The 26,907-nt window shown below is 74.1% G+C and carries 19 protein-coding genes; 15 read left to right on the top strand and 4 right to left on the bottom strand.

The genetic code is table 11. From position 1 onward, the window contains the following. Positions 1–25: 25 nt before the first annotated feature. Together ACSUPR_RS14945 and ACSUPR_RS14940 are read right to left on the bottom strand one after the other, a co-directional pair. Positions 26–796, bottom strand: coding sequence for a S1 RNA-binding domain-containing protein (locus tag ACSUPR_RS14945; RefSeq protein ID WP_436885221.1), 771 nt, complete (start codon positions 794–796; stop codon positions 26–28). A 531-nt stretch (positions 797–1,327) separates the two neighbouring features. Continuing rightward, the gene (locus tag ACSUPR_RS14940; RefSeq protein ID WP_436885220.1) at positions 1,328–1,690 is read right to left on the bottom strand and encodes a hypothetical protein; all 363 of its coding nucleotides are present in this window, start codon (positions 1,688–1,690) and stop codon (positions 1,328–1,330) included. Between the two features lie 209 nt (positions 1,691–1,899). Here ACSUPR_RS14940 and ACSUPR_RS14935 point away from each other — a divergent pair, with 209 nt between their 5' ends. The 6 genes from ACSUPR_RS14935 to ACSUPR_RS14910 all read left to right on the top strand — a co-directional run bounded on the left by ACSUPR_RS14935 (position 1,900) and on the right by ACSUPR_RS14910 (position 8,752). Next, a complete protein-coding gene (locus tag ACSUPR_RS14935; RefSeq protein ID WP_436885219.1) occupies positions 1,900–2,229 on the top strand; it encodes a hypothetical protein in 330 nt (109 codons plus the stop codon). Positions 2,230–2,263: 34 nt separating this feature from the next. Continuing rightward, a complete protein-coding gene (locus ACSUPR_RS14930) occupies positions 2,264–2,557 on the top strand; it encodes a pore-forming ESAT-6 family protein (RefSeq protein WP_436885218.1) in 294 nt (97 codons plus the stop codon). Positions 2,558–2,618: 61 nt separating this feature from the next. Continuing rightward, entirely contained in the window at positions 2,619–3,596 is a 978-nt protein-coding gene (locus ACSUPR_RS14925) for a TNT domain-containing protein (RefSeq protein ID WP_436885217.1), read from the top strand. 67 nt (positions 3,597–3,663) lie between these two features. Further along, complete coding sequence (gene eccD / locus ACSUPR_RS14920) at positions 3,664–4,989, top strand: type VII secretion integral membrane protein EccD (protein WP_436885216.1); 1,326 nt, start codon at positions 3,664–3,666, stop codon at positions 4,987–4,989. Positions 4,990–5,000: 11 nt separating this feature from the next. Further along, the gene (locus ACSUPR_RS14915; RefSeq protein WP_436885215.1) at positions 5,001–5,882 is read left to right on the top strand and encodes an ATPase; all 882 of its coding nucleotides are present in this window, start codon (positions 5,001–5,003) and stop codon (positions 5,880–5,882) included. Between the two features lie 1,154 nt (positions 5,883–7,036). Next, positions 7,037–8,752, top strand: coding sequence for a hypothetical protein (locus tag ACSUPR_RS14910; protein ID WP_436885214.1), 1,716 nt, complete (start codon positions 7,037–7,039; stop codon positions 8,750–8,752). 254 nt (positions 8,753–9,006) lie between these two features. Here ACSUPR_RS14910 and ACSUPR_RS14905 read toward each other — a convergent pair whose 3' ends face one another. Next, entirely contained in the window at positions 9,007–9,714 is a 708-nt protein-coding gene (locus ACSUPR_RS14905; RefSeq protein WP_436885213.1) for a hypothetical protein, read from the bottom strand. Positions 9,715–9,903: 189 nt separating this feature from the next. On the opposite strand from ACSUPR_RS14905, the gene ACSUPR_RS14900 reads away from it, so the two are divergent. The 6 genes from ACSUPR_RS14900 (at position 9,904) to ACSUPR_RS14875 (ending at position 20,950) form a co-directional block, all read left to right on the top strand. Beyond that, positions 9,904–12,699, top strand: a complete 2,796-nt coding sequence (locus ACSUPR_RS14900; RefSeq protein WP_436885212.1) for a sigma-70 family RNA polymerase sigma factor — start codon at positions 9,904–9,906, stop codon at positions 12,697–12,699. Positions 12,700–12,893: 194 nt separating this feature from the next. After that, positions 12,894–14,537 (top strand): NYN domain-containing protein, encoded by a 1,644-nt coding sequence (locus tag ACSUPR_RS14895; RefSeq protein WP_436885211.1) that lies wholly within the window; start codon positions 12,894–12,896, stop codon positions 14,535–14,537. Positions 14,538–14,570: 33 nt separating this feature from the next. Next, positions 14,571–15,134, top strand: coding sequence for a hypothetical protein (locus tag ACSUPR_RS14890; RefSeq protein WP_436885210.1), 564 nt, complete (start codon positions 14,571–14,573; stop codon positions 15,132–15,134). Between the two features lie 1,168 nt (positions 15,135–16,302). Then, on the top strand, positions 16,303–18,858 hold the full coding sequence (locus tag ACSUPR_RS14885) for a ribonucleoside-diphosphate reductase subunit alpha (protein WP_436885209.1): 2,556 nt from the start codon (positions 16,303–16,305) through the stop codon (positions 18,856–18,858). A 114-nt stretch (positions 18,859–18,972) separates the two neighbouring features. Then, positions 18,973–20,055 (top strand): ribonucleotide-diphosphate reductase subunit beta, encoded by a 1,083-nt coding sequence (locus ACSUPR_RS14880; RefSeq protein WP_436885208.1) that lies wholly within the window; start codon positions 18,973–18,975, stop codon positions 20,053–20,055. Positions 20,056–20,746: 691 nt separating this feature from the next. Then, positions 20,747–20,950, top strand: a complete 204-nt coding sequence (locus ACSUPR_RS14875) for a DUF397 domain-containing protein (RefSeq protein WP_436885207.1) — start codon at positions 20,747–20,749, stop codon at positions 20,948–20,950. 22 nt (positions 20,951–20,972) lie between these two features. On the opposite strand, the gene fxsT is transcribed toward ACSUPR_RS14875, so the two are convergent. Continuing rightward, a complete protein-coding gene (gene fxsT, locus ACSUPR_RS14870) occupies positions 20,973–23,507 on the bottom strand; it encodes an FxSxx-COOH system tetratricopeptide repeat protein (protein WP_436885206.1) in 2,535 nt (844 codons plus the stop codon). Positions 23,508–23,758: 251 nt separating this feature from the next. Between fxsT and ACSUPR_RS14865 the strand changes: the two genes are divergently transcribed. The 3 genes from ACSUPR_RS14865 (at position 23,759) to ACSUPR_RS14855 (ending at position 26,884) form a co-directional block, all read left to right on the top strand. After that, positions 23,759–24,394: a putative glycolipid-binding domain-containing protein gene (locus tag ACSUPR_RS14865; protein WP_436885205.1), complete on the top strand. Its 636-nt coding sequence runs from the start codon at positions 23,759–23,761 to the stop codon at positions 24,392–24,394. A gap of 42 nt (positions 24,395–24,436) precedes the next feature. After that, the gene (gene nadE, locus ACSUPR_RS14860) at positions 24,437–25,267 is read left to right on the top strand and encodes an ammonia-dependent NAD(+) synthetase (protein WP_436885204.1); all 831 of its coding nucleotides are present in this window, start codon (positions 24,437–24,439) and stop codon (positions 25,265–25,267) included. A 291-nt stretch (positions 25,268–25,558) separates the two neighbouring features. Next, positions 25,559–26,884 (top strand): acyltransferase family protein, encoded by a 1,326-nt coding sequence (locus tag ACSUPR_RS14855; protein WP_436885203.1) that lies wholly within the window; start codon positions 25,559–25,561, stop codon positions 26,882–26,884. Positions 26,885–26,907 lie beyond the last annotated feature (23 nt).

Below are 26,907 nucleotides of genomic sequence, written 5' to 3'. Positions count from 1 at the left end.
GGGCGCGCCGTCCCCCGGCCGGTCGTCAGGCCGGGGCCAGGAGCAGCCTCCGGGCGCCCCGGTCCACCTCGGCGACGGCCACCGCCACCCCCTCGCCGGGCTCGGAGCGCCCTGCTCCGGCGGGCACGGGGAGCAGCCCCTCGACACCCCGCGCCACCCGGACGAAAACCCCGAACGGCACCTCTGCGACCACCTCGCCGCGCAGCCGGTCTCCGACGGCCACCCGGTCCGCGAAGGCCTGGAAGGGGTCGGGCGAGGCCGCCCGGAGCGACAGGCGGGCCTCCCCGTTCGTGGTGTCGAAGCAGAGGAAACGACAGGTCACCCGCTGGCCGACCCGCACCACCTCCTCCGCGTCCCGGAACCGCGACCACGACAGCTCGGGAACGGTGATGAAGCCGACCCCGGCGAACGACGGGTGCGGCGGGCCCTCGTCCAGGGCCACGAACACCCCGAAACGCCGGATGAGGGCGATGGTGCCCGTCAGGGGTTCGCCGGGGGAGAGGGAGGCGAGGAACGCCCACAGCCCGGGGTGCTCGGCGGCGGCGCGGGACAGGCCGATGCGGCCGTCCCGCAGGCCCTCGGCGGTCACGGCGGCGGAGACCCTGCGCCCGGGTTCGGCCCGCGGCCGCTCCCGGGAGAAGTCCCAGGTCAGGTCCAGCAGACCGATCTCGCCCCGTGGCCCGTCGGGGAAGCCGTCGAGCGCGACCTCCCAGGACTGCGACCGGGTCGTCCCGACGACGGTCCCGGACAGTACGTCCCCCACCCGCATCCCGCCGGGCAGCCCGTCAACGACCACGCGCCACCCGCCGTCGCACATGTCCCGGACGCACCACGAGCGCCGTGCCGACCGCACCGGCCGCCAGCGCACAGGCTCCCGGGACGCTGAACGACGCGGGCTCCCGGTCGCGGCCCGGGGCCGTGCCAGTCCCGGCACCGCACGGAACCACCTCTTCCGGGGGCCCATAGGCCACGGGCGAGCCGGCGCCGACGAGAGCGGTCATCAGGAACACGGTGAACGCCGGTTCGAGGCCGGGCGGGAGCAGGGGGTGCTCCCCCTCCGGCCGTCCCTGCTCCTCGTCTTCGTCCCGGGGGTCTTCCTCCATGGGCCTGCCTCCGTTGTCCGCGACCCGTGCCGACGGCTGCGGCCGGTGCCGCCCCCGGCGTGGACCCGCGCCTGCGCCGCACCGGCGTGCTTCCCCCGGGTGGTCCCCCGGGTGCCGGTGCGGATTACCGGTCGGGGCGTTGCGGCGGCCCGGGCGGTCACCGTCGCCCCGGCGTCCGGACGCGCCGCGGCACCTCCCGCACGGGGCGGCGGGGGAGCGGCCGCTCAGCCGGGGCCTCCCCCGTCGCCGCGGGGCCTGGGCGCGGGGGAGAAGGCGGAGGGGCGGAACTCCGGCGGGGGCTCGACGCCGCTCACGGGATCGGTGTGACGAGAATCACTATGACTCGGATTCGTTTCGGCGACCGTCGCCCACAGTTTCCCGAGCGCCGCCCGGGTCGTGGCGATGTCCGCTTTGACCTGTGAATTCACCTGCTCGGCGATCCGCTCGATCCGACTCCGGCCCGGATCCCGCGCCTCCGGTCCGCCGTCCCCCTGATCCGCCGGGGCGGGCGGCCCTCCGGCCGTCTCCACCTCCCCGGCCTCCGGGGGGCCGTCCCAGTCGTCGGGCTCCACGACCTCGAACTTCACCCGCCGTCACCCCTTTGTCCACAGGTCGCCGACTTGCCTATTTCTCGGACCGTGACCGCTTGTAGTATGCAGATCCTCCCTCTAGGGGCCATCGGGTTCCTTGTGCGACTCTGTGGTCGTTCTTCTGAACTGTCGGCACGCTGTGTGCATCCTCCCTCTACGAGAGGCGACAGTCTCGCGAGGACCCCCGAGAAAGAACAGGTGAACGGATGTCACGTTGGGAAGTCGGCGACACCACGCTGGCCAGCCTGGGGCAGAACACGGCGGGCTCGGGCGATGAGCTCAGCTCGCTGATCCAGCAACTCGTTCAGGCGGCCGAGCCGCTCGTCGGCAAGTTCGACGGCGCCGGCAAGGCCGCGTTCGACTCCTTCAAGGTGCGGGCCGACGGGATCACCGCCGACCTGCGGGCCGGGCTCGGCTCCATCCAGGTCGGCCAGGAGGGCATGAACACCGCGTTCGTCAGCGGCGCGGACACCATGGCCGACGACGCGAACGCGAACATGGGCGCGGCCAACTTCGACGCCGCCAAGTTCCGCTGACCCCCCGGCCCCCGAACCCCCGAGGAGTTTCCAGATGAAGAACGCTTACGACCTCGGGGCCTCCCAGGAGGCCCAGGGCAACATCAACACCATCATGAACCGGCTCGAGGCCATCATCGGCGAGCGCGACACCGACGTCAGCGCCGCCATGGCCGAGTTCGAGGCCACCGGAGTCTCCGAGGAGTACAGCGCCAAGGAGCTCAAGTGGCACAACGCGGCCAACGAGGTCCGGGAGATCATCCGGCTCGTCCGCGACACCCTCGAGACCAACGACTCCACCGCACAGGAGACCCTGAGCCGCGCCAACTCCGCGGTCCAGAACATCTGACACCACATCCGACCCCCCGCGCGGGACACCGGACGGGAACGAGAAGCGACGAGGAGCACGGGTGGCACGCGACTACGACAGCCAGCTGCTGGAGTCCGTCGCCGTACGCCGACAGCGGCTCCGCGAAGCGGTGCTCTTCGGTGGGCAGCGCACCCGGCGCCGCCTCGACGAGAACATCACCAAGGTGTTGATCAGCGCCTGCCTCGCCGCGGTCGTCTGCGGCGCCACGGTCGGCTGGTCGTTCGTCAGCCACCAGCTCGGTACCCAGCGCATCGAGCGGGAGCAGGCCGCGTCCGGTCCCGCCGACCGGGCGCTCCCGTCCACCCCCGGGACCTGGGTCGGAGCCGAAGTCGGCTTCGACGACCTGCGCGCGGAACTCGACGCGGCCGGGGTCCCCGGGAGCCTCTACGTGCTCCCCGGGGACCCGCGGCCCGAACCCGGCACCGTCGACGGCTACTACCTCGTCACCGAGGACGAGGAGGGCTACATGTCGGTGTCCGTCATGGACTACGACCAGGGCCGGCCCGGACCCGAGTTCAGCACCGAGGACGAGGCCGCGCGCTGGCTCCACCGCGAACTCGCCACCACCGAGGCCGACCCCCGGCGCCTCGGCACGGCCGAGGAGGCCGAGATCGCCGAGGCCACCGCCGAGCTCGTCACCGAGGTCCGCGAGAACCTCGAACAGCGCAGCGGCGGCTCCTACCTGCACACCCTGGAACCCGGGGACGTGGTGGACGCCTTCGGCCAGGAGAGCGGCCGCCGCCTGTACCCCGACGGCACCCCCTTCGCCGAGCGCGGACTGCCCGAGTACGCGCGCACCGACGCCGAGGGCGACCCCCTCTACCACCGGTACCGGGTCATCCACCCCTTCCAGGTGACCGCCACCACCGCGCCCGCCGAGGGCGGCTCGCCCGGCGGCGGCGTGCGGTTCACCCTCGACACGGCCGGGTTCGGCGAGGTACCGCCCGTGCCCACCCTCCGCTGGCTCATCGGCAACGGCTACGTCGAACGCGTCGCCGTCACCGACGTGCCCGCCTGACACCCCGCCCGTCCCCGCCCGGGACCGGCACAGCGAACGACACAGCGAACAGCAGGATGGGAAGGCAATGACCGCTTGGAGCCGCGTGACGCTCGTCGGCGAGGAGCGCAGGGTCGACGCGGTCCTGCCCGCGGGGGAGCCCGTGGGCGCGCTCATGCCGGAGGTGCTCCAACTCCTCGGTGACCCCGTCGAGAATCCGGCGCGCCTGCGCCACCTGGTCACCGCGTCCGGGACCGTCCTGGACGGCGACTCCACCCTCGCCGACCGGCAGATCGCCGACGGCGCCGTGCTGCGCCTGGTCCGGGCCGAGGAGCCGGTGCCCGCACCGGTCGTCCACGAGGTCCCCGAGGCCGTGTCCAAGGCCATCGACGACCACAGCGGACGCTGGAACCCCGAGGCCGCCCGCTGGACCGCCACCGGATCGCTCGTCGCCCTCGCCCTCACCGGCGCCTGGACGGCGCACCTGTACGCGCCCTCCACCGGGGGCATGATCGGTCTGGCCGTGGCCGCCGCCCTGCTCATGGTGGCCGGGGCCGTCCTCGGCCCCACCTGGCGCGAACCCCTGGGCACCGCGCTGTCCATCGCGGGGACCGCCGTCGGCGGGCTCACCCTGTGGCTGGCCTGCGAGCTGTTCGGGTGGCCCGAATGGGCGCGCTGGGGCGGGCTGGCCGCCCTGCTCGCCGTGCTCGTCCTGCTGCTCGGCCTCACCTCCGGCCTGGGCCGGGGCGGGCTCACCGGCGGCGGGACCGGGCTGGCCCTGGCCGTCGTCTGGTCGGCCGCCGCCGCGCTGGGACTGCCCGCGTACCAGGTCGCCGCCGTCATGACGGTGGCGTGCGTGGTGCTGCTCAGCATGCTCCTGCGGCTGGCCCTGATGTTCTCCGGGCTGGCCGTGCTCGACGACAGGCGCAGCTCCGGCGACTCCGTCGCCCGCGGCGACGTGCTCGCCTCCGTGGCGGGCGCGCACCGCAGCCTCGTCATCGCCACCCTCGCGGTGGCCGTGGCGACCGCCACCGCGGGCATCGGGCTGGCCACCCGGTTCGACCCGTGGACGGCCGGGCTGTCCGCGGTGCTGGCCATCGTGGTGGCCAGCCGGGCCCGGCTGTTCCCGCTGATCGCGCAGAAGGCGGCGCTCACCGCGGCCGCGCTCGTGGTGCTGGCGGCGTTCCTGTTCTCCTGGACCCAGGCGTACGGGTGGGGGGTGTGGCCGGCGCTGGGCATCGCCGTGGCGGTCGCCGCCATCCCGGCGGTGGTGCTGTCCGTGGAGCAGCCGGAACACGTACGGGCCCGGCTGCGCGGGGTCACCAGCAGGTTCGAGGCGGTCGCCGTCGTGGCGCTGGTGCCGTTGGCCATCGGCGCGTTCGGCACCTACCAGCGCCTCCTCGGCACGTTCTGAGCGGGGGACCGATGAACACCCGACAGGTGGAGCAGGACGCGCCGGTCTCCGGCGACCGGTGGGCGCGCCGGATGGGGCGGGCCGTGCTGCGGCCGTTCCGGCCGGTGGACGAGGTGGCCCGCGCCATCGCGCTGGGGGCGGCGCTGCAGCGGTCCACCGCCACCGGGCGGCGGATCGCCGTCGACGACCTGGGGACGGGCGCCGACACCGCGGTGGTGGCGGCGCTCATGGCCCGGGCGCTGGCGCACTTCCGGCACGACCGGGTGCTGGCGGTGGACGCCACCGGCCGGGAGCCGTCGCTGGCCACCCGGCTGGGCGCCACCGAGCCGGGGGACCTGGCGCAGGCGGACGCGGCGGCGTTCGAGACGGCGTGCGAGGGGCTGGGGGAGGTCACCGAGCGGCTGTGGACGGCGCGCACCGACCCGGCCTACTCGGGCGCGTACACGTCGGGACTGCTGCCGGTGTCCCGGTTCTTCGGCGTGACCCTGGTGGCGGGGGAGTACGGCGGGGGCTTTCTGGAGACGGTCGCCCGGGGCGCGCACGCCCGGGTGCGGGTGGTGCGGGCGACCCGGGACGCGGTGCGGCGGGTCGGCCGTGAACTGGACGTGATGGCCGCCGAGGGGCGCGCGCAGGAGGCGGGGCGGACCGTGGTGGTGGTCTTCGACCAGGAGCGCGGCGAGGACCGCGGCCTGGATGTGGCGCGCACGGCGCGGATCATCGCCGAGAGCGGGGCGGAGGTGATCGCCCTGCCGCACGACCGCCACCTGGCGCAGGGGGCGGCGGTACTGCCGCGCCGGATCGCGGAGAGCACGCACCGACTGGTGCAGGCGGTGGCGGTGGCGGCCCTGGACCGAGCGATCGACGGCGGCCCGAGCACGGGGAGCGGACGATGAACCGTCACGAGCAGAACCCGGAACCGGCGGAGGGGGAGGAGTACGTCCACGGGGCCGACATCCCGCCCCCGGCGTACGCCTGGCCGGAAGCGGACGCGCCGTCCGGTGCGCAGCCGGGGTGGGGCGCGCCCTCCGGCGGTCGGCCCGCCGCCGACCCCGGACACCCGTATCGGCAGAGCGGCCCCGGCCACCGCCACCCGGACCTGAACCCGCCGTCCGGCGGGCAGCCCGGCTGGGGAGAACCGTCCGGTGCGCACGCCGGTCAGGGTGCGGCCCCCGGGTCGCCCTCGGGCGGGCGGCCGGGGTGGTTCCCCATGTCGGACACCTCGAACCCGGGTCCGGCTTCCGGTGGGCGGTACGGTCACGGCACCGCCCCGAATCCGCCCTCCGGCGCGCAGCCGGGCCGGGGTGCGCCGTCCGGCGGGCAGCCGGGATGGGCCGATCCCTCCGGTGGGCGGTCCGGTCACGGCACCGCCCCGGGTGAGCCCGGTGGTGAGCGGCTCGGGTGGTTCCCCGCGTCGGACACCTCGAACCCGGGTCCGGCTTCCGGTGGGCGGTACGGTCACGGCACCGCCCCGAATCCGCCCTCCGGCGCGCAGCCGGGCCGGGGTGCGCCGTCCGGCGGGCGGCCTCCACAGGGCGCCGCCCCGGGGGCTCCCCCCGGGGAGCGGACCGGCCGGGGCGAACACTCCGGCGCGCACTCCGGTCAGGGTGCGCGGCCGGCGTGGGAGGACCCCTCCGGTGCGAGGACCGCACGGGGCACGACCTCGGACGACCGACCCGGGTGGGGCGCGCCTTCAGGCGGGCGGCACGCGCCGGGCGCGCCCTCGGGGGCCCAGCCCGGGTGGGCGGCCCCATCCGGCGGGCGGCACTCCGCGGATCCGGGCGCGCCGGGCCGACCGTACCCTCCCGCGTCCTCCGGGACGGGCGGGCACGCCTCTCCCGACGCGCGGTACGGGACGGGCGCACAGCCCTCCGCGGGCCGGTCCGAGCGGGCTCCCGCTCCCGGCCGTCCGGGCCCGAACACCCCGTCGGGCGCGCATCCGGGATGGTCCCCTGCGTCCGACGGGCCGAACCCGAACCCGCCCTCCGGCGGTCAGCCCGGGTGGGGGAGCCCCTCCGGCGCGCACACCGGACAGGGCGCCGCCCCGGGCGTGCCTTCGGGAGCACAGCCGGGGTGGGCCGAACCCTCCGGCGGCCGGTCGGGCCGGTCGGACCAGGCCGGGCCGTCCGGGCCGCAGCAGGGCCGGGGGAACCCGCCCGCCGCCGGACCGGGCCACCCGTATCCGGCCGAAGGTGGAACGTCCGCGCACCCCGGCCCCCGGTACGAGCACAGGGGCGCCCACAGCGCACCCTCGGGCGGGCAGCCGCCGCACGGCACCCCCCACCCGGGCGGTGGCGCACCCTCCGCCGGACGGCCCGGACCGTCCACCGCTCCCGGTGCGCCCGAGCACCCGGGGTTCGCGCCCGGGCGGCAGCCCCACGAGCGGGATCCCCAGCCCTGGCACGAGATCCCGGCCACCCCGTACGCGGCGGCACCCGACGCCGAGCAGTCCGGGCCCCGGCAGCCGCACACCTTCGCCCAGGACTCGGTCGCCGAGGCCTTCCTCAGCGGTACCCCCATGCCCCGGCCCGAGGCTCCTCCGCGGACCCCGGAACCCCGGTACGACCTGCCGGACCCCCAGGCCGCGGCCGCGCCCCCCGCCACCCCGCCGGCCCCGGAGCACCACCGCCCGGAACCGACCGCGGACCAGGGCCGGACCCGCGCCCCGCGCGTGGTCGGCCCGCCGCGGCCCGCCGTCACCGGCCTCGTCAGCCCTTGGATAGAAGAGGACCTCGCCGACCCGGACGCCGAGGAGACGGCCGTCTTCCTCATCATGGGCGCAGACCGGCGCGCCCGTGCCGAGAAGAAGGAGGAAGAGGAGCACACCGCCGGGCCCGAGGCGGCGCGGCCCGAACCACCCGCCGCAGACCCCGGGACCGGACCCGGGCGCGAGGACTCCCTGCTGTACCGCGGGGCGTCGCTGTTCGGGCCGGAGGCGGCCGCTCCGGCCCCCGCGCCCGCCGAGGCCGGGGCGGAACCCCGCGGCGAGGCGCGGGAGCCGTCTCCGGACCGAGCCCCCGAGGGGGACCCGGCAGGGGAGACCGTCTTCCTGGACGCCGGGGCCATCGCCTCCTACGACCCCGCCCGCGGGGCCTCCGGCGGGCCCGGGGCGCCCGCCCCCGGCACCGGGCAGGCGTCCTCCGACGCCCCCGCCGCCGGTGCGGAGGCGCTCGCGGCGGCTTCCGCCATGCCGGACCCCGGGACTCCGGGGCTCCGGAACACCGGGTCGGAGACCCCGGCACCACCGCCCGTGGACGACCCGGCAGGGGAGACCGTCTTCCTGGACGCCGGGGCCATCGCCTCCTACGACCCCGCCCGCGGGGCCTCCGGCGGATTCGGGGCCCCCGCCGCCGGGACGGGCGTTCCTGTGGCGGAGGGGGTGTCGGAACCCCACGGCCGGGCGGAGGACCGCGGCGGGTACTTCGGCCCGGCCGGATCCGCCGGGACGGGCGCGACCCCGGCCGCCCCTGCCGCGGAGGGGTACCGCCAGGTGTCCGGGGGCGGCGCCCCCCGGGGCGCCCGGGACGCCGGACTGGTCTCCGAGCGCGGGGCGTCGACCTCCCCGTCCCCCGGCGCGGCCGCCTACCTCGGTTCGGGGGACGCCGCCTCCGCCTTCCTCTCCGGGCGCGGACCGGACTCCTTCACCTCCGTGTACGCCGCGCCCGGCGGGTACGAGCAGCGCCTCGCCTCCGTCAAACCCGTCCCCACCTCGGTCTGGAAGCGGGCCGTCTTCGCCGCCACCCGGGGTCGGGTCAACCCCGGATGACATCCCCTCATCGGTTCACGGGATGAAGGAGGCGCGCCCACCTCCCCAGCGGACGCGCCTCCCGGGGCGCCCTGACGGCGCCCCCTTCCGCCGGACCGCGCGGACCGCCCCTCGGGGCCAGAAGGTCCGCCGCCGTCGTCCGGCGGGGCCGACCGGGTCCGTCCCCTCAGCGGATCCCGGTCGGCCCTGCCGCCCGGCGCCGGGCCCAGCCCCCCTCAAGGCGGGCCGCGCAGCGCCGGGCGGCGTTCATGTGGTCACGGCGACCGGCCCCCCAACCGGTCGATCAGCGCCAGCGCCGCCTGGTGGGTGGAGGGCAGTGCCATCTCCCACACCGCCGCCCCGTGCTCCCAGCCCGGTCCGCCGCGCAGCCGGTCCAGTTCCCCGCCCAGGCCGGGGCCCTCCGGCGCGAGCACGGCGATCCGACCCCGCCCCAGGACGCAGACGGATTCCCCGCGGTCGAAGAACCGGGTCAGCTCGTACGCGAGCACGATCATGCGCGCCGCCCGCCGCCACGGGTCCAGTTCCGGGTCGAGCAGCACCACGACCAGCCGGTGACCCACCCCGTCCGCGTTCCGGTACAGCTCTCCCAGCCGGGTCCGCAGATACCCGGTCGTGCCCAGCCCGGTGAGCGGGTCCAGGCACGTCTCGTGGTCCCGACCGGCCTCCGCCCAGCCCTCGGCCAGCGCCCGGACCAGCTCCAGGGGAGGGTCGCACCAGCCCGCGACCTCGGTGAACGCCGCCAGGTCGGTCAGGCTCTCGCCGACCCCCAGCCCCGCACGCGCCCGGGCCTGGCCCAGCCGCGCGCACGCCCCCGGCAGGTCCCCGCCGGTGAGGAACGCCGAGCACACCAGGTCGACGGCCGGCGTCCACCAGCCGTCCGGCGACGTCCAGCCGGTATCCCGGCTCCTGCGCCCCCAGGAGGCGCGCAGCCCGCGAACCGCCACGGTGCCCGTTTCCGTCATGCTTCCTCCCCTCCGGCGCCCGGGCGGGCCCGTGCCCCCGCAACAGGCCCTCCCGTGCGCCCTCACCCTGATTACGGAGATCGGTGGCGGCCATGACGCGGATACGGGATATTTCTTTGACGTGCTCCCTCCGCCGGTCGGGAGCCCTTCCCCCACCGGCCCCCACACTCGCGAGAAAGGGACGTTCGGGTGTCCGACGCCGAGGTTGACCACACTGGGGTACTGACGGGTGACTCCGAGTACATTCGTCGTGTCCGGGATGGGGAGACCTCCGCCTACGCCGTCCTCTATGAGCGCCACGCCGCCAGCGCCCGCGGCCTGGCCCGTCAGCTGCTGCGCGGCGACGCCGAGGTGGAGGACGCGGTCGCCGAGGCGTTCACCCGGGTCCTCAGCGTCATCCAGCGAGGCAAGGGCCCCACCGACTCCTTCCGGCCCTACCTGCTGACCGCGGTCCGCAACGCCGCCTATGACCGCGGGCGCGGGGAGAAGCGCCAGGTCGTCACCGACGACATGGAGAGCCTGGACCCCGGCGTCCCCTTCGTCGACCCCGCCCTGGAGGGCCTGGAGCGCTCGCTGATCGCCCGCGCCTTCCTCTCCCTGCCCGAGCGCTGGCAGGCGGTGCTGTGGCACACCGAGATCGAGGGCGCCAAGCCCTCGGAGGCCGCCGCGATCCTGGGCCTGAACCCGAACGGCGTCGCGGCCCTGGCCTACCGGGCCCGCGAGGGCCTGCGCCAGGCCTACCTCCAGATGCACCTGGCGGGCGGCGCCGTCGCCGACGCCTGCCGACCCACGGTGGGCCTGCTCGGCGGCTACGTCCGGGGCGGCCTGTCCAAGCGGGACACCGCCAAGGTCGACAGGCACCTGGACGACTGCGCGGACTGCCGCGAGGTGTACGCGGAGCTGATGGACGTCAACGTCGGCCTGCGCGGGGTGGTCCTGCCGCTGGTGGTCGGTGTCGGAGCCGGCGGCTACCTGACCCTCACCCCCGGCGGTGCGGCCACGGGCGCCTGGTGGAGCCGGATGTCGCGCCGCCAGCAACAGGTCACGGCGGGCGGCGTCGCCGCGGCAGGGGTGGCCGTCGCGGTCGCCCTGGCACTGGTCGGCGGGCAGGCGCCGCCCCCCGCGAGCGAGGCGGCCCCGGCACAGGTTCCGCCGGTGCAGCCGCCCGCTCCCGGGGCCGGGCCGGACTCCCCGCCCGGGGCGGCCCCGGTGCCGGGCGCCCCGGCCGACGACCCCCCGGCGTCGGACCCGCGGTCCCCGTCGGACCCGCGGTCCCCGTCCGCCCCGTCCGCCCCCTTTCCGGCCACGGTGCCGCCCGCGGACATCCCGGACGAGGAGGTTCCGGCGGAGAACGCGCCCGAGCCGCTGTTCGCCGTGGGCATCGACCCGGTGGGCGCGCTGGTCCCGGGCGGCTCCGGGATCATGGTCCTGGACGTGCGGAACCTGGGGGCTCCCACGATCGCCGAGGTCATCGCCAGGATCACGCTGCCCCCCGGGGTGGACATGGCCTCCTCCGGCGGAGCGGGCAACGCGGTGCGCATGGCCGACGGCGAGGGCGACTGGAGCTGCGCGGCGGGCTCGGGCGGCGGGGAGTGCGCGCGCCCGGCCATGGGTGCGGGCGAGAACAGCACCTACTTCTTCGACGTGGTCGTGTCCCCGGACGCCCGGCTCGACGTCCCCGCCTCGGCGACGGTGTCGTCGGGCCCGGTGAGCACGGCCGTCACCGGAGAGCGGGGGGTCAGCGCCGAGGGGGTGCCCGCCCGGTACGCCACGGCGGGCCGGGTGACGGTGGAGACCGTCGGCAACTCCCTGATGACCTGCACCGAGCCGGAGGACAGGTGGCCCTGGCCGTGGTGGGGGCGCCCGGGTGCCGTCGGGCCCGCCCCGGAGCCCGAGCCCTCGCCGGGCGTCCCGGAGGAGGAGGCCGACCTGGCCCGTGCGCCCCGCGACCCGGACCCGGCGGCCCCCGGCCTGCCCGACCCCGGCGCGGACGGCGTTCTGCCCGGAGCTCCGGAGGCCTCCGGGGAAGAAGGGGCCGGTGCTCCTTCCGTGCCGGAGGTGGCCCCGTCGGCCCCCGAGGCCGATCCGGGTGACGATGAGGTCACGGAACCCGGCGGGGAGGCGCCGCGGGGCTACGCCCCGGAACCGACCCCGGAGCCGGGGGAACCCCTTCCGGACGGCCCCTGCGCCCAGGCGCGCGATCGGCAGGGCGACACCCGGGACAACGACAACTGGGTGATGGCCCCGCGCGACGACGACTGGAACCCGACCACCACCTCCTCCAGTTCCGCCGTCTGGACCCTGCCGGAGGGCGGCCGGGTGCGCTGGGCGGGCCTGTACTTCTCGGCGGCGGGCTCCCACGGGGCGCACACCGCGCGGGTCAAGGGTCCGGCGGAGGACGTGTACCACACGGTCACCGCCACCGACGTGCGCTCGGCGGAGCTGCCGGGCTTCCCCGCCTACCAGGCGTTCGCCGAGGTCACCGGCCTGGTGCGGGCCCAGGGCGGCGGGCAGTGGTGGGTCGGGGACGTCCCGGCCATGGAGGGGCGCGCCCTGTACGCGGGGTGGAGCCTGGTGGTGGTGCTGGAGGACCCGTCGATCGGCTCCTACAACCAGGCGATGGTCCTGGACGAGACCAGGGCGGTGTTCCACGACGCGTCGGGGCTGCGCTTCCCGGTGTCGGGGCTGCTGCCCGCGACGGTGCCCGCACAGGTGGACGTGGTGGCCTGGGAGGGCGACGCCGACCTGGGCGGCGACCGGGTGACGGTGGGCGGCGCGGTGGCGGCTCCGGTGGGCGGCCACGGGACGGCCGACAACGTGTTCGCCGGGTCGGCGCGGGGGGCGGTGGGGGACCCGATGGCCTTCGGTACCGACGTCGTTCGATTCGCACCCGTACTGGGCAGGGAAACGGACATCCGAATCCTGACCGAACAGGATGCGGTCCTGGCCGGAGTGGTCGCACTGGTGGCCCCGATGCGGACCTGAACCCCCTTCCGGCCAAGGGAACGGGGCACCGCGCAGGGGTGCCCCGGGCGCCCAGCCGTCGACTCCACCACGCTCGGTTCTCCGAACCGTGACTGTCCGTGTTCGCAAGGGTCACGCAAAACCACACAGACTTGGCTAGGCTGTGCCCCGGTCATGGATATGGCCCCAGAGTCAACAGGGAAGGGGGCGATGTCGTGGACCGTTGCGCGTTGTTCGTCGACGCGGGATACCTTCTCGCGGACGGCGCGATGGCCGTGCACGGAACCCGCAACCGGGACTCCGTCTCCTGGGACTACTCCGGTCTCGTGCAGTTCCTCAACGAGGTCGCACGCGACCGCACCGGCCTGCCCTTGCTGCGCTGCTACTGGTACGAGGCCGTCTCCGACGACCGCCGCACCCAGGAGCAGGAGGGCATCGCCGACATCCCCGGCGTCAAGTTCCGCGCCGCGAGGATCAGACCGGGCCGCCGGGAGGGCGTGGAGAGCTACGTCCAGCGCGACCTCACCACCCTGGCCCGGACCGGCGCCCTGTGCGACGTGGTCCTGGTCAGCGGGGACGAGGACATGGCCCCGGTGGTCGCCGAGGTCCAGGACATGGGTGTGCGCGTCACCGTCGTCCACGTCTCGGTCGAGGGGAACTGGACCATCTCCCGCGCGCTGCGCCGGGAGTGCGACGACCTCATCGAGATCGGCGCCGGGCACCTGCGCCCGCACGTCAGCCTGCTCTCGGGCGGCTCCGCCCCCCAGGAGACCGCGGCGAAGACCACCACCCCGTTCGCCAACGGCCGGGGCCGCTCAGCCCCCGAGACCCCGCGCCGCCCCGTCGCCCCCGCCCAGCCCGGGGCCTCCCGGGTGGAGCCGGTCGACACCTCCACCGGCGGCCTGGAGGCGATGTTCGCCGGGACCGGCGGTCAGCCGGTCGCCCAGGGCACCGCCATGGAGCAGCTGCGCGCCATGCGCCGCAGCCTGGCCCAGCAGCGCGGCGGCGGCGACCACCTCGCCGGGTCGGGCGGCGAGAGCCGCGGCGCCATCGACGCCAACGGCTTCCCCTCGGGCGGCCAGCCGTCCGCCGGCAGCGGCGGGTACCCGTCGCAGAACGGCGGCTACCCGTCCACCGGGAGCCACCCGTCGCTCCGCGGCGAGCAGGGCGGCTACGGCGACCAGGGCGGGTACCCCATGCCCGGCAGACAGGCGCAGCAGCCGATGACCGGGCCGCAGCAGTCGTTCGCGCCGGGGACCGGGCCGCAGCAGTCCTTCGCGGCGGGCACCGGACCGCAGCGGTCGTTCGCCAACGGCACGGGGCCCCAGCGCTCCTTCGCCGAGGACGGACGCCCGGGACACGCGCCACCCAGATCGGGGCAGCCACAGGACCCGAGGTTCCCCGGAGGGAACGAACCCGGGTACGGGGGTGCCAACGACGCAAACCCTACCTATGGGACCAGTACGGCAACTGACGCCGCCTACCAAGGCGGGGTGGGCCCCTACGGGGGCGCACCGCCGACTGGTCCCGCCCATGAGACCGGGTTCGGGACGTCCGGATACCGCGAATCCCGGCCCGGTCCCGGATATCCCCAGCAGACTCCCGCCGTCGCGCATACCGTTGACGAAGCGGTGCATGTCGCGCGCAGAGAAGGGAACGACTTCGCGGAGTCGATCGCGCGCGAAGCCCCCGCCCTGTGGGTCGAGGCCGTCCTCGCCCGCAGGCCCCGGATGCCCTCCGACCTGGAGGCGCGTCTGCTCCAGGGGTCCTCGCTGCCGATCGACCACCTGTTGCTCGACGAGGTTCGGGACGGGCTGCGCCAAGGGTTCTGGCAGGCGCTGGAGCGTGCCAGGCGCTAGCGCCGCGTGCGAGTGCGGAAGGTGGAGGGGACGATGCGGGTGACCCGCGTGACGACGGCGGAGCTCGACCGTCTGGAATTCCACGCCGTCCGTTCGGGCGAACACGGCGAGGTCGCCGCACGGCTCCTCGACCTGGCCAACCGGGTCGACGCGGGGAGCGAGATCTCCCGGGCCGAGCTGTTCGTCCGGGCGGGCGAGCAGTGGGAGATCGCCCAGGAGTACGAGCGCGCCTGCTCGGCCTACCAGCGGGCGATCGACGACGGCGGCCCCACGGTCATCGACGCGCGCGCCCTGAGCGCGGGCGCCCTGCTCCAGCTCGACGAGATGGAGCAGGCGGGGGCGCAGCTCAAACGGCTGGAGAGCGAAGAACCGCGCAGCCTCCAGACCTACCTGCACGTCGCCGAGGCCCTGTACGCCCACGACGACCTGGTGGGCGCCGAGCGGTGGGCCACCGAGGGGGCGAGGCGGTTCCTCGACCGCGACCTCACGCCCTACGTCCACGACCTGCTGTGGGAGCTGCTGCGCATCCGCTTCCGCATCCGCGCCGACCTCGGCCTGCCCGAGGACGACCTGGACCGCCGCCTCGACGACGAGTGACCCCGGGCGCCGCCCGGCGTCGGCCCGCTTCGGCGCGTCCCGGTCGCCGTGTCGCCTCCGGCGCGCCCGCCCGCCGTGTCCCCTCCGGCCGGAGTCCGGCCCCGCGCCCGGCCGGTCCGCGCGCCCCCGGGTCGGCTGTGCCCCTCCGGAGCCCTGGTGTCCCCGGGCGCCGCCCGGCGGTCGCCCGCTTCGACGCGTCCCGCCGCCCCGGTCGGGTCCCGTGCCCGGGTGTCGCCCGGCGTCGGCCTGCTTCGGCGCGTCCCGGTCGCCGTGTCGCCTCCGGCGCGCCCGCCCGCCGCGTCCCCTCCGGCCGGGGTCCGGCCCCGCGCCCGGGTGCCCGGGCGCGGCCGGTCCGGGACGGCCCGTGCGGCTCCGCACGGGGGTGCCCGGCGTGGCCGGGCGGGAGAGCGGGGCGGCGTGTCCGGGGATGTCCGGGTCCGTGTGCGACACGCCCGCGATCGAGGTGACCGAGGTCGCTCCGGACCCCGCCGGGGCGCGCGGCACCGACCGGGTACGCCAGGTTCTCCGGACTCCTCCGGCCTGGAGGAGCAGGGCCTGCCGGGCGGCCGGGCGACTCCCGGGGCGGGGTCGGGCGCGAACCGCTCCGCGGGAGTCTTAGGCTGGCCACGACCGTCCTCGGACGGGTCGGCCGGGCACGCCTCCCGGACCCGCTCCGGACGCCCGGCGATGCCGTTCCACGTGCCCGGATGCGTGCCCCCATACCACGCTCCGAGGGTGAGTTCGACGATCATCGAAGAACGTGAGAAAACAGCGACACGCCACTATCTTGCGGTGGTTCCTAGCACTAGCCCCTAGATGTAGTATCTACTCCCGCTGGTGCTTCACCCTTCGGGGTGGCAGGGAACGCCGGAGAGATCCCGGGACGGACCCTGCCGGATCAGTGGGACGCGACCGCCGCGACCGGCCCGGAACCCCCGAGATTCCGGGCGGCCGGACGACGGCCCGCGCGAACGAGAACCGAACACCGGCGCGCACGCCTGGCCGTGCTGCGCTTGTAGGGAACGGGGGCTTGGGAGAGGGCGACCCGTGACACGCCGAGACGACCGTACGCACCCGGTGCGCCGATCGTCCGGCGGGCGCCGCATGACCCTGTAGCCACCGTCCCCACCCCGCCGGGACTTCTTCTATTCGAGGTTGGAGCCGCTGTATGACCCTTGACGTCGAGGCCGCGCCCGCATCCGTTCGGCCCGAGCCGACCGCCGAGAGCGCGCCGCCCGCCGCCCTCGACCGGATCGAGCGCGTCGTGACCGAGGCCTGTGAGCGGCTGGCCGGTGTTTCGGCGGAGAAGGTCCTGGCGGAGGCCCGCCGCGGCCTGTACCCCGGCATCCCCGACTCCGAGGTCCAGTTGGCCCTGATCATGGCCGCCCGCAGCTACGTCGAGGTCGACCCGGACTACTCGTACGTCGCCGCCCGCCTGCTGCTGGACAAGCTGCGCAGCGAGGCCCTGAGCTTCATCGCGGGGACCCCCGACTCCGCCACCCAGACCGACATGGCCGACCGCTACGCCACCTACCTGCCCGCGTACGTCAGCCGCGGCATCGACCTGGGCCAGCTCGACCCGGCCCTGGCCAAGTTCGACCTGGAGCGCCTGGGCCGGGCCCTGCACGCCGACCGCGACGAGCAGTTCACCTTCCTCGGCCTCCAGACCCTCTACGACCGCTACTTCCTGCACAGCGACGACACCCGCTACGAGCTGCCGCAGGCGTTCTTCATGCGCGTCGCCATGGGCCTGGCCCTCAACGAGGACGACCGCGAGGCCCGCGCCATCGAGTTCTACGAGCTGCTGTCCTCGTTCGACTTCATGGCCTCCACGCCCACCCTGTTCAACTCCGGCACGGTGCGCGCCCAGCTGTCCTCCTGCTTCCTCACCACCATCGGTGACGACCTCCAGGAGATCTTCCACGGCATCAGCAACAACGCGATGCTGTCCAAGTACTCCGGCGGCCTGGGCAACGACTGGACCCCCGTCCGCGGCCTGGGCTCCCACATCAAGGGCACCAACGGCAAGAGCCAGGGCGTCGTCCCGTTCCTGAAGATCGCCAACGACACCGCGGTCGCGGTCAACCAGGGCGGCAAGCGCAAGGGCGCGGTCTGCGCCTACCTGGAGACCTGGCACATCGACATCGAGGAATTCCTCGACCTGCGCAAGAACACCGGCGACGAGCGCCGCCGCACCCACGACATGAACACCGCGAACTGGGTTCCGGACCTGTTCATGCAGCGCGTGGAGCAGGACGGCGAGTGGACCCTGTTCTCGCCCAACGAGGTCCCCGACCTGCACGACCTGTACGGCACCGCCTTCGCCGAGGCCTACGCCTCCTACGAGAAGGCCGCCGACGAGGGCCGCATCAAGGTCTTCAAGCGGGTCCGCGCCGTCGACCTGTGGCGCCGCATGCTCACCATGCTGTTCGAGACGGGCCACCCCTGGATCACCTTCAAGGACCCGTCCAACCTGCGCTCCCCGCAGCAGCACGTCGGCGTGGTGCACTCCTCCAACCTGTGCACCGAGATCACGCTCAACACGAACTCCGAGGAGGTCGCGGTCTGCAACCTGGGCTCGGTCAACCTGGCCCAGCACACCGGCCCCGACGGCATCGACGTCGAGCGCCTGCGCCGCACCGTCCGCACCGCCGTGCGCATGCTCGACAACGTCATCGACGTGAACTTCTACACGATCCCCGAGGCCGAGCGCGCCAACATGCGCCACCGCCCCGTGGGCCTGGGCCTGATGGGCTTCCAGGACGCGCTGTTCAAGCTGCGCCTGCCCTACGCCTCCCAGGGCGCCGTGGAGTTCGCCGACGAGAGCATGGAGCTCATCAGCTACCACGCCATCGAGGCGTCCGTGGAGCTGGCCGCCGAGCGCGGCGCCTACGAGAGCTTCGAGGGCTCGCTGTGGAGCCAGGGCATCCTGCCCATCGACTCCGTGCGCCTGCTCGCCAAGGAGCGCGGCGGCGACCTCGACATGGACCGCGGCCAGACCCTCGACTGGTTCTCGCTGCGCGAGAAGGTCAAGAAGACCGGCATGCGCAACTCCAACGTGATGGCGATCGCGCCCACCGCGACCATCGCCAACATCACCGGCGTCAGCCAGTCGATCGAGCCGGTCTACCGCAACCTGTTCGTCAAGTCGAACATGTCCGGCGACTTCACCGTCGTCAACGACTACCTGGTCCGCGACCTCAAGGCCCGCGGCCTGTGGGACGAGGACATGGTCTCCCAGCTCAAGCTGCACGACGGCAGCCTCGGGCGGATCGACCGCGTGCCGGACGACCTGAAGGCGCTGTACGCCACCGCCTTCGAGGTCGACCCCGACTGGCTGGTCGACGCCGGCGCCCGCCGCCAGAAGTGGATCGACCAGGCCCAGTCGCTCAACCTGTACATGGCGGCCCCCAGCGGCAAGAAGCTGGACGCCCTGTACCGCCGCGCCTGGCGCTCCGGTCTCAAGACCACCTACTACCTGCGTTCGCAGAGCGCCACCCACGTGGAGAAGAGCACGCTCAAGGGCACGGACGGCCGCCTCAACGCGGTCTCCGCGACCCCCGCCGCGGCTCCGGTCGCCACTCCGGCCCCCGCGCCCGCCCCGGCCCCCGCGCCGGCGGCCGCCCGCCCGGCGCCCGCCGCCGAGCCGGTCGAGGAGGAGTTCGAGATCGTCGAGGGGCAGGCCTGCTCCATCGACGACCCCGAGTGCGAGGCCTGCCAGTAGCACCGCGGCCCCCGCGGCCCGCGACGCGACCCCGGCCGCCCGCCCGTCCACGGGCGGGCGGCCCTCTCCAGTCACACGAAGCGCTTCCGGGGCCTCCCGGAGAAGGAAAGACATATGACCGCGACCTCTGAGAACACCGCGAGCGCCGCCAGCGGCCTGGGCGAGATCGAGCGCGACGCCGCGCGCGTCAACGTCGACGACAAGGCGATGATCAACGCCCGCGCCGACGTCAACCAGCTCCTCCCGCTCAAGTACACCTGGGCCTGGGAGAAGTACCTCTCCGGGTGCAACAACCACTGGATGCCCACCGAGGTCGCCATGCAGGCCGACATCGCCCTGTGGAAGTCCCGTGACGGGCTCACCGAGGACGAGCGGCTCATGCTCAAGCGCAACCTGGGCTTCTTCGCCACCGCGGAGTCCCTGGTCGCGAACAACATCGTCCTGGCGGTGTACCGGCAGCTCACCAACCCCGAGTGCCGCCAGTACCTGCTGCGCCAGGCGTTCGAGGAGGCCGTGCACACGCACACCTTCCAGTACATCTGCGAGAGCCTGGGCCTGGACGAGGGCGAGCTCTTCAACATGTACCGGGAGATCCCGTCCATCACCGCGAAGGACGCCTGGGCGCTCAAGTACACGCAGAACCTGGAGGACCCGGACTTCAGCACCGGGACCCCGGAGGCGGACCAGGCGTTCCTGCGCGACCTGGTGGCGTTCTACGTGATCTTCGAGGGCATGTGGTTCTACACCGGCTTCGCCCAGATCCTGTCGCTGGGCCGCCGGAACAAGATGGTCGGCATCGCCGAGCAGTACCAGTACATCCTGCGCGACGAGTCGATCCACCTGAACTTCGGCATCGACGTGATCAACCAGATCAAGATCGAGAACCCGCACCTGTGGACCGAGGAGTTCCAGGCCGAGGTCCGGCAGATGCTGACCGACGCCTGTGAGCTGGAGGTCGCCTACGGCCGCGAGACCATGCCGCGCGGCATCCTCGGCCTCAACTCCGAGCTGTGCGAGAAGTACATGCACTTCATCACGGACCGCCGCGCCGAGCAGATCGGCCTGGCGCCCATCTTCGGCGAGACGGAGAACCCGTTCCCGTGGATGAGCGAGATGATGGACCTCCAGAAGGAGAAGAACTTCTTCGAGACCCGCGTGATCGAGTACCAGACCGGCGGCGGCCTGGACTGGGACTAGGCCGTGTTTTTCTGAACCTCCGCTTCGGTTCGCGTTCGGCGCCCCCGGAAGGCGGGAACCTTCGGCCCCACGGGAACGTCCTCGTTCCCCGGACATCTCCTCCGGGCCTCCAGAACCCCGCCGGCGCCTCCCCGTGCGGGCCTCACGGACCCGGCCCCCCTCCCCATCGGCGGTGCGGGAGGGGGGCCGTTCACGCCGGACCTGCCGGCACGGCGGTGAACAAGGTGTGTCGGAAGTGCGCGAACCGCCCCCCTCGGGCGGTTCGGACAGTACCTTTCTCCTAGGGGGAGGCCGTCCTCCCCGTTCCGGCGGCCCGGGTCGAGGCGCGCGACCCGGGCCGCTGCCGTTCCCCCGCCTCCCAGGCGGTGCATAGAAGTCAATCAGCGGATGTATAAAAAGACATCCGGGCACGAAGTGCCCCTGATTTCCAAGCTTCTTTCGGTGGTCGGTATCACGGGGGCAACGTTATATAAAAGCGATCTCCTCTTTCCCAGGTGTTGCTTGCGCCCCATGCGTTCCACATGGAAGAAAGAGTTGTTCGCTGCGCCCGGCGCCGGGAGCGCGGCAGGTTCCGTGTTCACGGGTCGCCCATGATCTCGGGCGGCTTGTCGTTATTTGCCCGCTTTTGCTGGCGCTGGATGCATAAATTTTCTTTGGCCAGCATGGCTATATCAGTCAGAGTGGACGGATAATGGTCAGTCGTTCGGAAAACGGTTCGGCATTCTTCGGGCAGTGGCGGAAGTCGCGCTACTCCTATGATGTCGGCGCGTGCTGTGAAGTGCTGAACCTGGAATCCGGGGAATCGCGCTTCCGGGACTCGGTGAACCCGGACCTCGCGCAGCTCGGGTTCAGGAACGACGAATGGACCACCTTCCTGGCGACCGCCAAGAACTGACGGCCCTCTCTCGTTCCCGCTCCTACACCGCCACGACCGGCGGGACATCGCAGTCCTGGCGGGTGTAGGAGGACATGGACACCACCGAGGGGTGGGCGGGCCCGAACCGGGACACCAGCACCCGGTACAGCTCGGCCCACTCCTCTTTCACGTCCTCGCCCATCGCCTGGCGGCTCACCAGGTGGTTGCGCCGTGCCGTCAGCAGGATCGGGTGATCCGGCTCCAGGATGGCGCGGCAGTCCGCCTCGGTCAGGGAGTCCAGGGCGCGCGCGTCCTCGCGGCGCTCCAGTCCGAACAGGTCCGTCGCCAGGTTGAGCGCCGCCGCCAGGGTGTTGAACGACCCCGCGCCGTAGAGCGCCCGGAGCCGCTCCAGCGCCGCCCGGTCCAGTTCGGCCGCGGCGGCGAACGCCCCCTGCGAGCGCAGCGCGATGCCCGCCCCCACCCGGGCCCACGCCGGGAACGGGTGGTCGTCGGGGAAACGCTCGTCGGTGGGCGGCAGCAGGAGCCGCGCCTCGGCGGCCGCCTCCTCTCCGCGCCCCGCGAGCGCGAGCGTCACCATGTGCACGACCCGCCCGTACAGCGTCTGGCGCACCGTCGGCGGGTAGCGCCTCCGGTACAGGGCCAGCGCCCGGGTGGAGTGCTCCAGCGCGGCCGCGGTGTCCCCCAGGCCGCGGTACACGGCGGCCAGGACCAGCAGCCCCTGGAGCGCGTGCGGGGTGTCGGAGGCCGCCTGCGCCGCGAACCGCGCCAGGCAGTCCTCCAGCCGGTCGCGCGCCTCCTCCCAGCGGCCCAGGAACACCAGGGTCAGGCCCAGGTGCAGGTCGGTGCGCAGGGTGGACACGCTGTCCGGGCCCAGCAGGGCGGCGCGCTCGCGCAGGTTCCGCTCGGAGACCGCCAGCGCCTCGGTGAACCGCCCCTGCTCCAGCAGCACCTGGGCGTAGTTCTGCGCCGCCTCCAGGGTGTGCTCGTCACCGGGCGCGCGCTCGCGCCGGTGGTCGAGGATCTGCCGGAACAGCCGCTCGGCCTCGTCGAACCGGGCCAGTCCGCTCAGGGCGATGGCGACCGCGCGCAGCGCCTCCAGGGCCTCGTCGGAGTCGGGTCCGCCCCGGGCCACCTCACCGGAGTGGATGTCGCGCGCCTCGGCCAGCGCGGTCGCGTACTCGCTGTGCAGGCGGCGGATCATGTTGCGCCGCAGCCGTGCGTGGAGCAGCAGGACGGGGTCGTCGCCCCAGGCGTTGACCGCCTGGTCGGCGACGGCGACGGCCTTGGGGTACTCACCGGTCTCGGTGAGGAAGTCGATCACGTTGAGGACCATGCCGCGCACCCGCGGGTCGCGCCCGGACCAGGCCTGGGAGGCCTTCACGTGGGCGTGCATCAGCAGGTAGCCGTGGCGGTGCGCGGGGTCGGTGGGCTCGCCGGGGTCGTTGCGGGCCAGCAGCCGCCGGGCCAGGTCGCGGTAGCGCACCTTCTCCACCAGCGGCATCGAGTCGCGGATGACCTCCTGGAACAGCTCGTGCAGGTGGAAGCCGTCGGGCCGGACGGAGGCGAGCCGCCGCCGTCGCATGAACTCCAGCACCCGGTCCAGGTGCGCCTCGTCGCCGAACAGCCCCGCCTGCGCGGGACCCGCCTCCGGGTCGGGGGCCCCGGAGAAGAAGGACCGCGACAGCGGCAGGGGGGCCAGGAAGGCGCACAGGCGCACCAGCTCCACCACCGAGCGCGAGACCGCGTCCCCGGAGAGCAGCTCCTCGGCCTGGATCTCCCAGGCGGCCGCCAGCGGGGCGGTGTGCTCGTCGTCGGTGCCCATCCGGGTGACCTTGTCGGTGTAGCGCTCCTGGAAGCGGTCGAGGAACTCCTCGGTCCCCAGCGGCGACTCCCGCAGGAACGCGCCGACCTGGGCCAGGGCCAGCGGCAGGTGCTCCAGGTGCTCGGCCAGGCGCTCCCCGGTGCCGATCGGCTCCAGCCGCCCGGGGCACAGCCGGCGCAGCAGGGACAGGCTCTCGGCGGTGTCGAGCCGGGGGACGATGCGGCCGTCGACGAGACGGCCCAGGAGGCCCCGGTGCGGGCGGCGGCGGTCCTGGCTGGTGATGAGGATGCGGCCGCCGCCCTGGGGCATGTAGTCGGCGGACAGCGTCTCCAGGTCCGCCGCCCCGTCGAACACCAGCAGCCAGGAGCCGATCCCGGGGTCGCGGGCCAGCGCCCGGCGCACGCCCTGGACGGTGCGGGCGATGTGGTCGTGGGAGACGGTCAGGCCGATCTGTTCTGCCAGGCGCAGGTAGGAGCCGTTGACGTCGATGTCGGTGGCGGCCGGCACCCACCAGATCAGGTCGTAGTGGTCGGCGTACCGGTGCGCGTACTGGCTGGCGATGAGGCTCTTGCCCACACCGCTGCCGCCCCCGATGAGGTAGCGGGCGGAGTCGCTCCGGTGCAGGGCCTCGTGGATCTGCTCGAGGATCGCCTCGCGGCCGGTGAAGTCGGGGTCGGCGGGGGGAACGCCGCCCATCACCGGTGGGTGGTCGCCGCGGCGGCGCCCGCAGGCCGGGACGGTTCCGCTCGTCATGGTCCTCCCGCTTTCTGTACGGCGGCTCGGGAAGGCCGTTCGTCCTCGACTCTCGGACGGGGACGGGGGGTCGTCGCGGGGCGGGGGTGCGGGGGTGACCGGTCCCCGCCCTGGTTCCCAGGCTAGGGCGCGGCCCCGGGGTTGTCGATACTCGCCCCCGCTCCGTCCTCGTCGGCGGCGGAGCCGGGGCCGGGGGCGTTCCGGCCGGGTCCGGCCTGGCGCGCGTGTCCCCGGAACGGTAGAACGGTGACATGTCGTCACCGAAGGAACACCCGGCCGCCTGGGCCCGCACCGACGTCCCCGAGGGCCTCGGTCTGGGTGCCCTCCTTCCCGAACCCGACGGCTACCGCCTGGAGGCGGGGGAGACCGTCGTGGACGACGACGGCGCCGGCTACTTCGTGCGCTTCGGGGTCCGCGCCGACCTCGCCTGGGCCACCCGCGAGGTGCGGGTGGAGGTGCTCTCCGCCCGCGGACCGTCCTCGGTGGTCCTGTCCGCCCAGGGCGGGCACTGGACCGACGGCGAGGGCCGGCCCCTGCCGGAGCTGGTGGGCTGCCTGGACGCGGACGTCGCCGCCACCCCCCTCACCAACACCCTGCCGATCCGCCGCCTGGGCCTGCGCCCGGGGGAGTACCGCAACATCGCGGTGGCCTGGATCGACGTGCCGTCCCTGCGGGTGCGCCGGGTGCGCCAGCGCTACGCCCGCCACCCGGCCGCGGACGGCCTGGAGGTGTACACCTACCGAGACCCGCTGCACGGGGAGTACCGGCTCACGGTGGACGGGGACGGACTGGTCGTGGACTACGAGCGGTTCGCCCGCCGCCTGCGCGGGTCCGCAGAACCGGACGAACAGGTCGCCGATGTCACATCAGGTGTTGCGGACAGGTGATAATCGGCCGACAGCCGCACCGCATCGCCCGGGGGACCCCACGTGACCGACACAGAGCTCAGCCGCGAACGCCGTGAGATCATCCGCGACCTCGAGGTCGCCGAGGAGTTCGACGTGCACGCCGAGATCGAGCGGCGCGTCGCCTTCCTCGCCGAACGCCTGACCACCACCGGCGCCGCCGCCCTCGTCCTCGGCATCAGCGGGGGCGTCGACTCCCTCACCGCGGGGCGGCTGTGCCGGCTGGCCGTCGACCGGGTCCGATCGGCCAGGGGCGACGCCGAGTACATCGCGATGCGCCTGCCCCACGGTGAGCAGAGGGACGAGGCCGACGCCACCCGCGCCGTCGAGTTCACCGACCCCGACCGGCTCCTCACCGTCGACATCCGCCCGGCCACCGAGGCGATGGCCGCTTCCCTGCGCGAGGCCGGGACGGCCTACCCCGACGCGGCGGCCGAGGACTTCGTCATCGGCAACGTCAAGGCCCGCCAGCGGATGATCGCCCAGTACGCGGTCGCGGGCGGCATGCGCGGCCTGGTGGTCGGCACCGACCACGCGGCCGAGGCCGTCACCGGGTTCTTCACCAAGTACGGCGACGGCGGCGCGGACCTCGTCCCGCTGACCGGCCTCACCAAGCGCCGGGTGCGGGCCGTGGCCGCCGCCCTGGGCGCCCCCCGCGACCTGGTGCACAAGGTCCCCACCGCGGACCTGGAGTCGCTGTCCCCGCAGAAGCCGGACGAGGAGGCCCTGGGCCTCACCTACGAGCAGATCGACGACTTCCTGGAGGGCCTGTCCGTCCCCGCGGAGGTCGAGGAGGCGCTGGTGGCCCGCTACCGCGCCACCGCGCACAAGCGCGCGCTGCCCACCGCTCCCTGATGTCACGGGGGCGGGGGCCCCGGCCGTGGTGGTGCACGCACCACCATCGCCGGTCGGGCGAACCGCCCCGGGTAAAGAGGCGTCAGATCCATCGCGATCACCGGTCGATCACACCTAAGGTCGTGGAATACGACGTGCCCGGTCCGGTGGCCGATCCCTCCGCGATCTCCGGCGCGATCCCTTCGACGGGACGCGAGTGTGAGCGTCCTCCCCCTCAACCCGGCCGGTGCGGCCTTCCCGGGACACCCGCGTGTCCGGGCACGCCGGCAGGACGATCCAAGGAGTGATCGGATGACCCTGACCGCAGGCCCCGAGGGCCCGCCGACCCCGACGACGGCCCGGACCCTCACGGGCGTCGAGTCGCACAGCGCCCCGGCCGCCGGCCGGGACCGCTTCCTCGACGTCCTCCGCCTGCTGGTCATGGTGCTGGTCGTGGCCCAGCACTGGTGGCTCCCCGTCCTGGCGCAGAACCAGGGCATGCTCGACGCCGGGAGCGTGCTCTCCACCGAGGGCGGCTTCGCCCTCACCTGGGTCTCCCAGGTCATGCCGCTGATCTTCTTCGTCGGCGGCGCCGCGAACCTCATCAGCTGGCGGGCCGCAGCGGGCCGGGGCGTCCCCGCGGCCACCTGGTACGCCAGGCGGCTGCGCAGGCTCGCCTGGCCGGTGGTGCCGCTGGCGGTGCTGTGGATCGCCGTCTCCCACGTGCTGGTGCTGGCGGGCGCGCCCGCGCAGCCGGTGCTGGTGGGCGCGGGGGCCGCGGGCATGGTCCTGTGGTTCCTGGCGGTGTACGTGCTGGTGGTCGTCTGCACCCCGGTGCTCGCGCTGGCCCAGGAGCGCTTCGGCTGGTGGGCCCTGGCGGGCCTCGCGGCCGGTTCGGTGACCGTCGACCTGGTCCGGTTCGGCGCCGGTGTCGAGTGGCTGGGCTACCTCAACGTCGCGTTCGTCTGGCTGGCCGTGCACCAGCTGGGCTTCCTCTACGTGACCGGGCGCGTCCGCCGGATCCACGCCGCACTGCTGGCCGGCGCGGGCGCGCTGACCGCCCTCACCCTGGTGACGTTCGGCCCGTACTCGCTGAACATGACGGGCGTGTTCGCCGCCGAGACCTCCAACGTGGCCCCGCCGACGCTGGTGCTGGAGGCCCTGGGCGCGCTCCAGATCGGTGTGGCGCTGCTGGCCCGCGAGGCGATCGGCGCCTGGGCCGACAAGCCCGGACCCGCGCGCCTGCTGGACCGGATCTGCCCCCAGCTGATGACCGTGTACCTGTGGCACATGCTGCCGATCAGCGTGGTCGCCGGGGTCGTGGTCTTCGGCCTGGGCATCGACACCCCGGAGCCGATGACCGGTCTGTGGATCGTGTGGGGCGTCCTGGGCCTGGTGGTCCTGGTGCCGCTGATCCTGCCGCTGGCCCACTGGGCGGTCCGGTTCGAGAACCCGCCCAGGATGCTCTCCGGCTCGCCCGGCCTCGTCCGGGTGCTGGTGGCCGCGGCCCTGACCGGCGGCGGCCTGCTGACCCTGACCGTGACCGGCCTCGGCCTGGGCCTGGGCCCGCTGCTCGGCCTGCTGATGGTGCTCGCCGGGGTCGTCCTCACCCGGTCACCGGAGCGTCACCGTTCGTAGAGAACGGGCGGGCGGAGGGTGAG

It is taken from the genome of Nocardiopsis dassonvillei (genome assembly GCF_964273065.1).
Classification (GTDB): Bacteria; Actinomycetota; Actinomycetes; order Streptosporangiales; family Streptosporangiaceae; genus Nocardiopsis; species Nocardiopsis dassonvillei_B.
Note: the sequence above shows the minus strand (reverse complement) of the source record. Positions and strands in the feature narration are given on the sequence as shown.